This window comes from Pseudomonas bohemica (assembly GCF_002934685.1).
Taxonomy (GTDB): Bacteria; Pseudomonadota; Gammaproteobacteria; order Pseudomonadales; family Pseudomonadaceae; genus Aquipseudomonas; species Aquipseudomonas bohemica.
Genome location: NZ_NKHL01000067.1, coordinates 16,105 through 28,316, shown reverse-complemented (window position 1 = coordinate 28,316; position 12,212 = coordinate 16,105). Strand labels below are relative to the sequence as shown.

Here is a 12,212-nt window from a genome sequence, read left to right as displayed (position 1 = left end):
GCCAACCACCCCGAATCCGGCCAGTGCAGCCACACCTGCCATCGCTGCCAACACGAGTCCTGCGCCCGCAGCGATCAGCCCCAACGCTTCAAGCCCCGTGTGCATCCAGCCTTCGATGTCTAGCACGAACGCCACCGCAATCGTGGGGCCGCCAATGAAGGTGTTTTCGCTGCCACTTTTTATATGCGCGCCACACACCATTTTGCTGTGCAACCGTGCAGCAGGCTTGCCATTGATATAAACGGTCGCACTGCCTTCGGCGATGAGCACCGGGAAAGGCCACATCGGGTGATTGAGCGGCAGGCCGCTACATGAGGAAGACACATCTTCGCCCGCTCGCATCGCTTTGCGGCTGTTAACGTAGACGTCGAAACTGCCGTGTATGAGCACCCCGGTCGTGGGCTCCGGAAGTTTGAAAATCGTGCTCAGACCTTTGACGATCTGGAACATCGACAAGCCGCCAGCTGCGATCGAGCCGGCCATGATCGCCAGCGCCACGCCGCCGGTGGCGACAGTTGCAGCAACGACCGCAGCGCCGATCAGGGCACCCGCTACGGCACCTCCAATCATCGCCGCGAGACCGAAGCCGTGGGCTATTTCATCGCCTAGACGTGCCGCTGCCTGTGCATCCACTATGTTTGAGCTCCCGTTACCGATCACTCGACAGCTTCAGACGGCTTTCGACCTCGGCACAAGGGTCGCCATGGCTTGCTTCCAGGCGGGCTCATGATGGACCAGATCGCCGAGGGTGGTGGTCAGCGTGGTAATCAGCACCGCAGGCTTACGCTCGATGAACACCTGCCGCAGCATCAACTCGCGCCCTTCCCGCTGCCAGCTGTAGTCAAGCAAGGTAGCGGCGTGGCCATGCAGGGCGAAATCCCAGGTCTGGATCAGCTTGAATCCCGGCAATTGCTGCTCGGCGTTTTTTAGCTGGCTGGCAACGTAGTCGGGAAAGGAGGCATCGCCTTGACCCGCATCTCGACTGATGACGAAGCTGGCTTCTTTGGCGCTGCCCACGGCGGGAAGTTTGAAGATATTGATGCTCTGGTCCTGCCAGGCTTCAGGGATTTCGAGGTCAGCTTCTTGGATGCGGTAGAGAGTCATTGGGCGGGATACTTTCCGTGTAGGTGAGTGACTCGAAGACGCCGAAATTTTCGAGTAATTGCCATTAACAATCAAGGCTAGCGTCGAGCCAGCGGCAGCTGCCTGGTCAGTGGCTAGCCGATGGCTGAGCAGTAGCAGGTTAACTGCACATACGTACCGAGCTTACGGCATCGCATGCCATATGCAGATCTGCCCCCACAAGCCACTTACCGTAGTACGCCTTCAGTTCATCTGCCCAACCTGCGACCTCTTCCAGCAAGGCCTGCGCCTCATCACGGGGCAGCGCGAAGTGCGCGTGATGGCTGAGCAGGTTGGCTCGGCTGATTTTCCGACCTTCCTTGCCGACTGCCATGGCCAGCGTCTGCGCTGGCCCCTCCCCTAGGATCGGTAGCACGTCGTACATGGGCGACAGGCGCCAGCGTCCACCAATCCAGATGACTGCGTGATTTCGCGGGTGGTCATCGCCATTGCCGACCAACGCGTTGTAACACATGCGCCTGAATAGCTCTTGCAGGTCTTTATCGGGCACGCCGCGGCGACGCATTTCATCTGCCACGGCCGCATAACGCCAATCGTGGTGGTATTGGTCGTCCCATTCCGAATCCAGCAGAGTCAATGCGCTGAGCATCGGGATACGTTTGGCGCCATCAGCCAAAGGGGTGCGATCAAAGCGCTCGACGAGCAAGGCTCGAGGATCGTCGGCGTGCAAGGCGGTATGGGCAACGCTCAATCCTTTGGACGCCGCAAAGGTCATGCACGCAAATTCGATCGCTGGAAAATCGTATTCGTCGTAGCGACCATCCCTTGGCTTGGCCAGGATCAGCATCCCGTTATCCTGTAAAGTTCGCTTCGGTCGTGCTCCCCCCAACGACGACCGTTGCTGGCGCAGATTAAGCACCCTGATGGCCTCCTCATCCAGTTGGTTGTCGTACACCGCCTCGCAGGCTTCGACAAACTTTGCCAGCCCTTTGAGCGAGGGAACGGGACTCTCTCCAAGCCCGGCAGGGGGGACCGGGGAAGTGCCAGCCATCAGGCTGCCGATGCGGTCATTGTTTGGCGACTTGAGCAGATACTCGATTGGCGCAAGCGTTTGTCCATACGCGCGATGAAGCAGTCGCTCCCCCCAACCATCGGGCATGGCGTCATTGATGAAGCCCGGTATGCCACGGTTCTTTGTAATGCCGGTGTAGGCTTCGGCACGCAGCGGGTAGCTTATGGGATCAGGCACCCAGCCTCCCCGTTTTACGTAATCCGGGCATAAACGAACTCGCCCAGCCTACCGGTAAGCGACAGCCTGCCAAGCGTTAGCAGCTCTCCGGATTCTGGATGCTCCATATAGATGTATGCCCGAGACATCAGAAATCCTCCGGTTTGGGTTTGGTCAACCTGACGCGCTTCGATGCGATGCTTTGGGGCGAGGCCGCATCACCTGCATGGCGCAGGATTTCCGATGTGCTTTCGATACCGTCCAAAGGAGCGAACACAGTCTCGGTGATACCCAAACGCCAAAGCACCAACATGAAGGATCGGAGATCGACGAGTTCCGAGCCGTTCTCGATTTTACGCAATGTATGCGCAGAAACCCCGATTGCCTTAGTGATGTCTGCCTGACGCAGTCCCAATGAAAGGCGTCTGGCCTTCACCAACAGCCCTATCCTGCTGAGGTTATCCGCGCAGATCACCGGGAAAAATCCATCCATAATACTCACCGCCATGAGGTTTAAGGCACATAAGAGCTACCCTAGCACGCATTAACATGGAATGTTAAATAGCTAATGCTTACCTCAGTGAGTTTTATCCCACATAAAATAGATGCAGGTCCACACTAACAGAAGATTGGCGGAAACCCCGCGGGCTGCGTTCGATCAATTCGTCAGCGCAGGCTGAAGAAGTGCTCATCAACCCAACTGCGCACAGGCGGTAACTAACGCCTTTGAATACGAACTAAATAAATTACCTAAAAGTACCTGCTTTCATACAAACACTTACAGGCCACTACATTAAAGTCCGTCAACGTAAAGTATTTGCAAAGTTCATCGCCCTGCTTTTAACTCGCTGTACCCTGAGTCACGCTCCACACCCCGCTACAGGTCATCGCCATGAATCATTTACTCTGGAAGTTGTTTCCAAAGACCCAGCGTGAGTTTTTGCTAGAGCGGCTTTCTGTCGTAGACCGTCAGGTGGTCAACAAGACATTGTCGCGCAAGGCCCGGTTTCCCGAGGTGTTCGACCATTTCGAATGCATTTTCATTCATGTCCCCAAGTGCGCGGGCAGCAGTGTGGCGATGTCGATATTCGGCGACACGCCCACCGGTCACTTGCCGCTCTATTGGTACGAGAAGCAGTTCAAAGAGCGTTATGAGCAATACTTCAAGTTTGGCTTTGTACGTGATCCATTACATAGAGCACTGTCGGCTTATCGTTACTTATTACAGAACCCGCAGCCGCGGGACAGAGCGGCTTTCGAATTGGTCAGTCGTTATTCTCGCTTCGATACGTTCGTCGACGGCTGGCTGCACGCGGAGAATGTATCGAAGCAAATACATTTCGCGCCTCAATATCAATTTCTGCAAAACGGCATGGGCCAGATTGCCGTGGATTTCATCGGCCGGCAGGAGCATCTGGAGTCGGATTTCGCAGCGCTGTGTGAACACCTCGGCATCAGTGTCCCGTTGCGTCACCTCAATCGCTCGCCCGGTCCGCGCTATCAAACCGCGGGGCTGTGCTCCGATATCACGCGCAAGCGTATCCGCGAAGTCTATGCCCGCGACTATGAGTTGTTTTCCTATGACTGACTCACCATCCGAAGCGCGCCCGGTGATCATCGACTCACCGCTGGCGGTCGGGCAATCGGAGCGCGAATCGCTCAAGCGCCAGCACGCCTGTTGCATCTGGTTCACCGGGTTGTCCGGCGCGGGGAAAACCACGCTGGGCAATCGGCTGGATCAGACTTTGGTCGCCCACGGGTTGCACAGTTATCTGCTTGACGGCGACCGGCTGCGTCGGGGGCTGTGTCAGGACCTGGGCATGAGCGAGCAAAGCCGACGCGAGAATGTCAGGCGCATCGGCGAAGTCGCCAAGTTGATGGTGGATGCCGGGTTGATCGTAATTGTCGCGGCGATTTCACCCTACCGGGAGGACCGCGACGCTTGTCGACAGCATTTCGCCGAAGGACAGTTCATCGAGGTCCACGTCAGCACGCCGTTGCGCGAGTGCATGCGCCGCGATGCCAAGGGGTTGTACCGCGCCGTGCGCGAGGGGCGGATACGCAACTTCACCGGAATCGACAGCCCGTATGAACCGCCGATCGAGCCAGAGTACGTGGTCGATACCAGCGTTGATTGCGGCAGCCTGCTTATCGATCAGCTGCTCTCACAGTTACTCGAAACCCGACCGCGAGGTGGTGTATATCAGGCATTTACCGGCTCGCACGCTCTGGCACGCTGATTACAGACCATCGGCATTTCGGCGAATGTCCAAACGCGGGGGAACGATTGGCAGGTTTGGGGGTTCACACGTCTTGTCTTTGAACCGTCTTCCTCGCGAGCGAACTCTATGGAACACGTACTCCCGGACGCCTGGCTCAATGCCCTGCCGTTACCCTGGCTAAACACCCTGATCGCCGCCATCGCCGCCGTATGCATCGCATTGTTGGGGCGGTGGATTGCGCTGGCGGGTCTGCGGCGCATCGCCCGATCCTTTGTCTTCGCCCAACAACTGATTTATCGCGCCGAAGCGCCGACGCTGTGGCTGATTCCGCTATTGGCCCTGCAAACCGTCTGGACCTCCGCGCCCGACGACTTGATGTTGATCAGGGGTGTGCGGCATCTCAACGGCATGTTGGTGGTGGCCGGGTTCACCTGGCTGGCCCTCAGTTGCGTGAAGGCGATTGGCGAAGCGGTGGCGATCCGCAACCCGCTCGACATCGAGGACAACCTGCAGGCCCGACGCATTCAGACGCAGGTGCGGGTGCTGGTACGTTGTCTCACTGTGCTGGTGTTGCTGTTCGGCACCGGGTTGATCCTGATAAGTTTTCCGCCGGTGCGGCAGGTCGGCACGAGCCTGTTGGCGTCTGCCGGTCTTGCGGGCCTGGCGGCGGGCTTTGCGGCAAAGCCGGTGCTGGGGAATCTGATCGCGGGTTTGCAGATTGCAATTTCACAACCGATTCGCCTGGACGATGTGGTGATCGTCGAGGGCGAATGGGGGCGTATCGAGGAAATCAGCGGCACCTATGTGGTGGTGAAGATCTGGGATGAACGGCGAATGGTGATTCCACTGCAGTACTTCATCGAGAAGCCTTTCCAGAACTGGACACGCAGCACCTCGAGCCTGATCGGTTCGGTGTTCCTGTGGGTCGATTATGCGTTGCCGCTGGAAGAGCTTCGCGAGGAGGCCGAGCGTATCTGCAAGGATATTCCGCACCTGTGGGACGGCCGGGTCTGCGTGTTGCAGGTCACCGATACGACCGACAAAGCGATGCAGTTGCGGGTATTGCTGAGTTCGGCGGACTCATCACGCAGCTGGGATGCGCGATGCCACATGCGCGAACGGCTGATCAGTTTTGTCGCCAAGCAGCACCCGCAGTGCTTGCCGCAACTGCGGGCGGAGGTGTCGTCGCGCACCGCACAGCCCGAGCGCGACAATCACGAGGCGCCAACCGAAATCGCGCGCCAGCCGCCGGTTTGAGCCTCATCTGCAGCAGTCCGGCTCGCCGACGGCAGCGGTCTTTCGAACGCCACCGCCAACACGCCGTGCTACAGGGTTTCAATACCCGCGTTTGAACATCACCACTTTGCCCATCATCGCGGCGGCGAATTGTTGGGCGGTCATATTCTCGCCGTTGAAGTCCACCACGTCATCGGTGTAGTGCAGGCTTGCGACGATGTTGTCGCCCTCCACCTTGCCCACTTGCAGCATGATCGCCATCCCGCCCACCGTCTCGGCAGCGTCCTGGGCCTGTTGCGCAATGGCAGCAGGGTCGGTCAGACCGGCAGATTGGGCTTGCAGGGTCGCGAGATCACCAATCATCGCCTTGGACAGCACCAGTTTGGCGTCTGCCTGAGTCAGCAGTTGCTTGAGCAAAGCAGAGCCTGGCTGATCGAGACTCGTCGGGTTACCCAAGTCCATCGACAGACTGAAATGGCTTTCGCCGCTGGCGGTTTTCAGCGAGAGTTTTTCCAGTTCGATGTGGGGCTGGGCCGCCAGCAGTTTGCCGACTTGCTCCTGCACCAGCGCCCGATCCGCTGCGCTCAACTGCGGTGTATAGGATTCACCCACCGCCGCTGCCGCCTGGGCCTGAGGCTGGATTTTTTCCTGATAGATCTGCAGCAGGTTCTTGGTTGATGCAATGTCGAAGTTGGAGAATTTCCACAGCATCTGCGAAGAACCAATGTCCTTGCCGTCGAAGCTGATGTTGCCGATGTCGTAGGTCACCTGCGCATTGAGGTTGCCTTCCACTTCCTGCAACAGGCTGGTGTTGACGAAGTCCTTGAACTGCACCGGCGGCTGACCGGCGCCCTGGAAGGTAGCCGAAGTCACCTTGGCGTCGCTGTGACCCAGATAGAAGCCGGACTTGCCCTTGGTGCCACCGGTGTTGAAGGTCAGGTCCCTGAGAATCAGGTGCACCGGGCCCTCTTCGGAGGTGGCGGTCACGTCAAGGCTGCCGAGCACGCCGTTGGCTTCAAGCTTTTCGCCATTGGCGCTGCCCGATGCGTTGAGGGTAAAGCCCGAGAAGGCGAACGAGCCGTTCTGATCGTTGAACTGGAACGGCAGGAGTTCGACCCGGCCCTGCGCCGCACGGTCGTAGCCCATGCTGAAATGCCCGGTCAGCGGAGCCTGCCCGTTGGTCATGGCGAACCACTTCTCGGAGTAGACGTTCTTTTCAAGTTCCATGTTGCTGGCAGCCATGACCGGCACCAGGTTCAAGGTTTTCACTCGGCTCCAGGGAAACGGGCCGTGCTCGATGTTATCCACGAACAGCAGTTCGACGGGCTGGCCGTCGTTGAGTTTGGGGTTCTGGAGCTTGAACTTGTAATGCGCTGTGCTGGTGAAGAAGTGCCGATCCAGCGACAACAGCTCGACGCTCGCACTACCATCGTGACCGGCGAATGCCGCCTGGATCTGCTGATTGCCTTGCTGAACTGCATCACCGAGCACGCCTTCCAGACGAGTCCCGGTGTACCAGGCACCTGCGCTGATGAGAGCGCCTGCAACGATGACTACGCCTACGGCAATGTTGACTGATTTTTTCATGTGTCGACTCGAAGATGTCCGTTCTTGAAGAGGGGTGATGTCTTCCCTGACGCCGCAGGGTTTCGGCGCCATGACAGAGGCACCGAGCAACACCTCGCGCTGCCCAGAGCCCGGCGAGATTAGCACTTGGCGAGCGCCTTTTGCAGCCGTTGCGCCTCGACGCCGTTTGCGCAGGAGCGTCAGTCGCGTATAGCCACAGCCTTTGCCGAGGCGTTAGGCTGGACGCCAATCTGTAAACGGGATCGATGAGATGAGCGACGCGCAAAAGCCAAAGGGCCCGATCAAAGCGGTGATTTTCGACATGGACGGCCTGTTGCTGGACACCGAGGGCATCTATACCGAAGTGACCGACGCTATCGCCAAACGCCACGGCAAGACCTTCGACTGGGCTGTGAAGCAGCATTCCATCGGCCGCGGCTCGCAGGATTTCGCCGACTATGTGATCAGCGCATTGCAGTTACCGATGTCCGCCGAGGAATTTCTGACCGTCCGCCAGCCAATGCTCGACGAACGTTTCCCCCATGCGCAGCCGATGCCAGGCGCCGAGGCGCTGGTACGCCATCTGGCCAGACACAACATCCCTATCGCCGTGGGGACCAGTTCTTCGTTGCATTACTTCGGCGTTAAGACGAGCAATCACGGTTCCTGGTTCGAGCTGTTCCGGCACGTGGTGACTGCCGACCATGAGGATGTGACTGCGGCCAAGCCTGCGCCGGATATTTTCCTGGTGGCGGCGCGCAATCTCGGTGTCGATCCGAAAGACTGCCTGGTGTTCGAGGATTCGCCCTTCGGCGTGACCGCCGCCAAGACAGCCGGCATGTACGCCGTGGCGGTGCCGGACTCCCACATGCCGGTGGAGCAATACGCTCATGCCGACCTGATATTGGGCTCGCTGGCTGAGTTTGTGCCGCAGGATTGGGGGTTGCCGGGGTATCACGATTGACGAGATTCTTTTGTAGGAGCGCGCTTGCCCGCCCTTACACTGCAGTCGTGCCGCAAGCTAAACCACCCGCTTCAAATCCACCCCCAGCGCCTGCGCGAATGCCTTAACCAAGGGGCTTCGCGGGGCGTTGTGGCGCAGGATGAGGTTGAACGGGGTGTTCAGGTGAATGAGATCGGGGCGCAGGGCGCGCAATTGGCCGTCGCGTACCAGGTGGTGGGCGTAGTGTGCAGGCAGAAAGCCGACGAAGCGGCCAGTGAGAATCAGGATTGCCACAGCCTCGACCTGTGACGCCGACGCCGACTGGCTGTCGTAATTGACGAAACTGGCCTTGTCGCGATGAATCGCGTAGCGATGATTGATGACCTGGCAATGCCGCAGGCTGTCGACGTCCAGCGCCTTGTCATCCAGGTCGAACAACGGGTGCCCGACGGCGCAATACGCGTGGGATGGCTCTTCGTACAGCTCAAAATAGTCGAACTCTTCGCGACGCTGATAGACCGGCACGATACCCAGGCTCAAGCGTCCTTCGACGACGCCGCGCTCTATCTCATCGAGTTGTGAGGCGTGCAGTCGCAGTCTTACTTTGGGCGCTTCATCGTGCATTGTTCTGAGTGAAGCAATTAAGGGCGAACTTTTATCGGGCATCGTGTTGTCGATAACGCCAATACTCAGATCGCCGATCAATTCATTTTGCGCAGAACTAATCCGGTCTCGGAAAGAGTCGACCGAGGCAAATAATTCGATGGTTGCCTGATAGACAAGTTTGCCTTCTTCGGTCAGATGAAAACCTTCTCGACCCCGGGTACACAAGCGCATGCCAATGCGGATTTCCAGGTCCGAGATCTGCTTGCTGATCGCCGCGAGTCCCACGTTCAGCTCGTTCTGCGCGGCGCTGAAGCCTCCGGCCTCGACAACTGCCTGAAACACGCGTAACAGCTTGAAGTCCATCCCACTGAGCGATAAAGGAGGGCGGACTCCCGGTTTGGGCGGCACGTTTCCAGAAGTGGAAAGTGGAGTTTCCATAATGCTTATTTACCTCGCCTGTCATATTCAACAGGCTTTGCCCCACAACGAAAACATGCCCGATTGATAATAATGAACACAGAAAATGGCGATTGGCAACCGTCTGCACGACACCCTGATCATTGACCCGGTCGCTGATGAGAGACGATAAAACCTGACACTTCGATCAGGACTTTGTACTTGAATCTGCCCTCCACTCTCAGCAAAAACCCAGCCTCGGATGCGTGCCCGAATACCCATCGACTGGCCGGATGATGAACTCGCTGTGACCGGTTACGCGCGGCCTGAACGCAGCTTCGGAGAAACACCATGAACCAGAACCAGGCAGAGCGTCTGCAAGCCGAACGCAAGAAGATCGAAAACGAGTTCGACATCACTCAGTACGAGCACGTGCCGCGCCGCTACTACGGCCGAATCTTCTTCGCCACGCTGATCGTCATCGCCCTGGCGGGGCTGGCCCGGGCTTTCGCAAATGGGCAGATCGAGTGGAATTACATCGCCCAGTTTCTGACCTCCGAAGCGATTCTCTGGGGTCTGCTCAATACCATCATCATGTCGATTCTGGCGATGCTGCTGGGGGTGGTGATCGGCGTGATCACAGCGATCATGCGCATGTCGGCCAACCCGATCCTGCGCTATGTGGCGATCACCTACACGTGGCTGTTTCGCGGTACGCCGCTGATTCTGCAATTGCTGCTGTGGTTCAACCTGGCGCTGATCTTCCCGGTGATTGGCATTCCCGGCCTGTTCCAGCTCGATACCGTGAGCCTGATGACGCCCTTCGTCGCTGCGCTGCTGGGCCTGAGCATCAACCAGGGCGCCTACACCGCCGAAGTCGTGCGAGCCGGCCTGCTGTCGGTGGACACCGGGCAGTATGAGGCCGCCAAGTCGATCGGCATGCCGCGTCTGCAGGCGCTGCGTCGGGTGATCCTGCCGCAGGCGATGCGTGTGATCATTCCGCCGGTCGGTAACGAATTCATCGGCATGGTGAAGATGACCAGTCTGGCCAGCGTGATCCAGTACTCCGAGATCCTGCATAACGCGCAGAACATTTATTACGCCAACGCCCGGGTGATGGAGCTGCTGATCGTCGCCGGGATCTGGTACCTGGCCGTGGTCACCGTGTTGTCGTTCGGTCAAAGCCGTCTGGAGCTGCGCTTCGCTCGCGGCGCTGGCAAGCGTTCGTAAGTCAGGCCCAGGAGAACAAGCATGAGAAGCATCGTCAAAGCCGTCGGCCTGAACAAATACTACGACCAGTTCCACGCCCTCAAGGACGTCAGCATTGAGGTCGAGCAAGGCGAAGTGCTGTGCATCATCGGCCCCTCGGGCTCGGGCAAGAGCACCCTGCTGCGCTGCGTCAATCAGCTGGAAAAGATCGACAAGGGGGGCCTGTGGGTCGATGGCGAATTGGTGGGGTATCGCATCGTTGGCAACAAGCTGCACGAACTCAACGACGCGCAGATTGCCCGCCAGCGCTTGAGCACCGGCATGGTGTTCCAGCGCTTCAACCTGTTCCCGCACATGACCGCGCTGCAGAACGTCATCGAAGGCCCGATTCAGGTGCTCAAGCGTTCGCCGAAGGAAGCCAACGAAGAAGCCGTCGAACTGCTGGCCCGCGTCGGCCTTGCGGACAAGCGTCATTCCTATCCCGTCGAGCTGTCCGGCGGCCAGCAACAGCGTGTGGCGATTGCGCGCGCGCTGGCCATGCGGCCCAAGCTGATGCTGTTCGACGAACCCACTTCCGCCCTCGACCCGGAGCTGGTGGGCGAAGTGTTGTCGGTGATGCGTGATCTCGCGCACTCCGGCATGACCATGATCGTTGTGACCCATGAGCTGGGCTTCGCGCGCGAGGTGTCCAACCGCATGGTGTTCATGGACGGCGGCCAGATTGTGGAGGCCGGTAGCCCCGAAGACATTCTAATAAGCCCACAAAATCCAAGAACCCAAAGCTTCATTTCTGCCGTTCGCACTTAAACCAGAACAAACGAGAACGACCATGAAAAAAATCATCCTCCCCAGCTTGCTCGCAGGCCTGATGGCCTCCGTTTCGGCCTTCGCTGACGTGCCCGCCAGCCTCAAGGAAAAAGGCGAAATCAGCGCGGCCATCGTGCCGAACTATCCGCCGATGGATTTCAAGGACACCAGCACCAACACCCTGACCGGTCTGGATGTCGATCTGGGCAACGCGCTGGCCGAGCGTCTGGGCGTGAAAATCAAATGGCAGGAAACCGCATTCGAGCAGATGGTCAGCGGCCTGGTCACCAAGCGCTTCGACATCATTCTGTCAGGCATGACCGACACCGCCGAGCGGCAGAAGTCGGTGACCTTCATCGACTATTTCACCAGCGGCCCGCAGCTGTACACGTTGACCAAGAACACCCAACTCAATGAGCTGACCGATCTGTGCGGCAAGAAAGTCGGCACCAGCCGCCGCACCACCTGGCCTGCGGAAATCACCGCGTGGAGCAAGCAGAACTGCGAAGCGGCGGGAAAACCGGCCATAGAGGTCACCGGTTCCGAAGGTTCGGCCGATGCCCGCGCGCAGCTGCGTCAGGGTCGTCTGGACGCGGCCATGCAAGGCAGCGAAACCATTCCGTACCTGATGTCGCAGGAGAAAGACACCTACAAGCCCATCGGCCTGGCAATCTCCAAGCAGTTCACGGGGCTTGGTGTGAGCAAATCCAATCCGGAGCTGGCCAAGGCCATCGCAGAGGCGATGCAGGTCATGGTCGATGACGGCACCTACGGCAAGATCCTCAAGAAGTGGGAGCTGGAGCAAGGTGCAGTGGCCAAGATCGGGATGGACCAGGGGAAGTAAGCGCGACAGCGCACAAACCGGCTTGCTGGCGAACGCGTTAGTTCAGACACATCGAGGATGGCTGATACTCCG

The 12,212-nt window shown here is 58.6% G+C and carries 13 protein-coding genes; 7 read left to right on the top strand and 6 right to left on the bottom strand.

What is annotated here, in order from left to right; all coding sequences use genetic code 11:
• The 4 genes from CE491_RS02035 to CE491_RS02020 all read right to left on the bottom strand — a co-directional run.
• A partial coding sequence (locus CE491_RS02035; RefSeq protein ID WP_199884949.1) for a PAAR domain-containing protein occupies nt 1-633 on the bottom strand: 633 nt, incomplete at its 3' end.
• A 36-nt stretch (nt 634-669) separates the two neighbouring features.
• Nucleotides 670-1,104 (bottom strand): DcrB-related protein, encoded by a 435-nt coding sequence (locus CE491_RS02030; protein WP_110946705.1) that lies wholly within the window; start codon nt 1,102-1,104, stop codon nt 670-672.
• A 139-nt stretch (nt 1,105-1,243) separates the two neighbouring features.
• A complete protein-coding gene (locus CE491_RS02025; RefSeq protein ID WP_234407479.1) occupies nt 1,244-2,242 on the bottom strand; it encodes a type II toxin-antitoxin system HipA family toxin in 999 nt (332 codons plus the stop codon).
• Nucleotides 2,243-2,459: 217 nt separating this feature from the next.
• Complete coding sequence (locus tag CE491_RS02020; RefSeq protein ID WP_110946707.1) at nt 2,460-2,804, bottom strand: helix-turn-helix domain-containing protein; 345 nt, start codon at nt 2,802-2,804, stop codon at nt 2,460-2,462.
• Between the two features lie 399 nt (nt 2,805-3,203).
• On the opposite strand from CE491_RS02020, the gene CE491_RS02015 reads away from it, so the two are divergent.
• The 3 genes from CE491_RS02015 to CE491_RS02005 all read left to right on the top strand — a co-directional run bounded on the left by CE491_RS02015 (nt 3,204) and on the right by CE491_RS02005 (nt 5,790).
• Entirely contained in the window at nt 3,204-3,899 is a 696-nt protein-coding gene (locus CE491_RS02015; RefSeq protein WP_110946704.1) for a sulfotransferase family 2 domain-containing protein, read from the top strand.
• On the top strand, nt 3,892-4,551 hold the full coding sequence (cysC, locus tag CE491_RS02010) for an adenylyl-sulfate kinase (protein ID WP_110946703.1): 660 nt from the start codon (nt 3,892-3,894) through the stop codon (nt 4,549-4,551). Before CE491_RS02015 ends, cysC begins: the two co-directional genes overlap by 8 nt.
• Nucleotides 4,552-4,659: 108 nt before the next feature.
• Nucleotides 4,660-5,790, top strand: coding sequence for a mechanosensitive ion channel family protein (locus CE491_RS02005; RefSeq protein WP_110946702.1), 1,131 nt, complete (start codon nt 4,660-4,662; stop codon nt 5,788-5,790).
• Nucleotides 5,791-5,868: 78 nt separating this feature from the next.
• Here the strand turns inward: CE491_RS02005 and CE491_RS02000 are convergent, their stop codons facing one another.
• A complete protein-coding gene (locus tag CE491_RS02000) occupies nt 5,869-7,356 on the bottom strand; it encodes a YdgA family protein (protein ID WP_110946701.1) in 1,488 nt (495 codons plus the stop codon).
• Between the two features lie 250 nt (nt 7,357-7,606).
• Between CE491_RS02000 and CE491_RS01995 the strand changes: the two genes are divergently transcribed.
• On the top strand, nt 7,607-8,299 hold the full coding sequence (locus tag CE491_RS01995; RefSeq protein ID WP_110946700.1) for an HAD-IA family hydrolase: 693 nt from the start codon (nt 7,607-7,609) through the stop codon (nt 8,297-8,299).
• 57 nt (nt 8,300-8,356) lie between these two features.
• Here CE491_RS01995 and CE491_RS01990 read toward each other — a convergent pair whose 3' ends face one another.
• Entirely contained in the window at nt 8,357-9,322 is a 966-nt protein-coding gene (locus CE491_RS01990) for a LysR family transcriptional regulator (protein ID WP_110946699.1), read from the bottom strand.
• 309 nt (nt 9,323-9,631) lie between these two features.
• Between CE491_RS01990 and CE491_RS01985 the strand changes: the two genes are divergently transcribed.
• The 3 genes from CE491_RS01985 to CE491_RS01975 are packed head-to-tail and all read left to right on the top strand — an operon-like array spanning nt 9,632 to nt 12,140.
• A complete protein-coding gene (locus CE491_RS01985) occupies nt 9,632-10,510 on the top strand; it encodes an amino acid ABC transporter permease (protein ID WP_110946698.1) in 879 nt (292 codons plus the stop codon).
• 21 nt (nt 10,511-10,531) lie between these two features.
• Complete coding sequence (locus CE491_RS01980; RefSeq protein WP_110946697.1) at nt 10,532-11,296, top strand: amino acid ABC transporter ATP-binding protein; 765 nt, start codon at nt 10,532-10,534, stop codon at nt 11,294-11,296.
• A gap of 22 nt (nt 11,297-11,318) precedes the next feature.
• The gene (locus CE491_RS01975) at nt 11,319-12,140 is read left to right on the top strand and encodes an ABC transporter substrate-binding protein (protein ID WP_110946696.1); all 822 of its coding nucleotides are present in this window, start codon (nt 11,319-11,321) and stop codon (nt 12,138-12,140) included.
• Nucleotides 12,141-12,212 lie beyond the last annotated feature (72 nt).

Excerpts from the sequence above, each read along its gene's own strand:
- CE491_RS01980 (WP_110946697.1), top strand. The coding sequence starts at position 10,532 with ATGAGAAGCATCGTCAAAGCCGTCGGCCTGAACAAATACTACGACCAG.
- CE491_RS02015 (WP_110946704.1), top strand. The coding sequence starts at position 3,204 with ATGAATCATTTACTCTGGAAGTTGTTTCCAAAGACCCAGCGTGAGTTT.
- CE491_RS02020 (WP_110946707.1), bottom strand. The coding sequence starts at position 2,804 with ATGGATGGATTTTTCCCGGTGATCTGCGCGGATAACCTCAGCAGGATA.
- CE491_RS01985 (WP_110946698.1), top strand. The coding sequence starts at position 9,632 with ATGAACCAGAACCAGGCAGAGCGTCTGCAAGCCGAACGCAAGAAGATC.
- CE491_RS01990 (WP_110946699.1), bottom strand. The coding sequence starts at position 9,322 with ATGGAAACTCCACTTTCCACTTCTGGAAACGTGCCGCCCAAACCGGGA.
- cysC (WP_110946703.1), top strand. The coding sequence starts at position 3,892 with ATGACTGACTCACCATCCGAAGCGCGCCCGGTGATCATCGACTCACCG.
- CE491_RS02030 (WP_110946705.1), bottom strand. The coding sequence starts at position 1,104 with ATGACTCTCTACCGCATCCAAGAAGCTGACCTCGAAATCCCTGAAGCC.
- CE491_RS02000 (WP_110946701.1), bottom strand. The coding sequence starts at position 7,356 with ATGAAAAAATCAGTCAACATTGCCGTAGGCGTAGTCATCGTTGCAGGC.
- CE491_RS02005 (WP_110946702.1), top strand. The coding sequence starts at position 4,660 with ATGGAACACGTACTCCCGGACGCCTGGCTCAATGCCCTGCCGTTACCC.
- CE491_RS01995 (WP_110946700.1), top strand. The coding sequence starts at position 7,607 with ATGAGCGACGCGCAAAAGCCAAAGGGCCCGATCAAAGCGGTGATTTTC.
- CE491_RS02025 (WP_234407479.1), bottom strand. The coding sequence starts at position 2,242 with ATGCCCGATGGTTGGGGGGAGCGACTGCTTCATCGCGCGTATGGACAA.
- CE491_RS01975 (WP_110946696.1), top strand. The coding sequence starts at position 11,319 with ATGAAAAAAATCATCCTCCCCAGCTTGCTCGCAGGCCTGATGGCCTCC.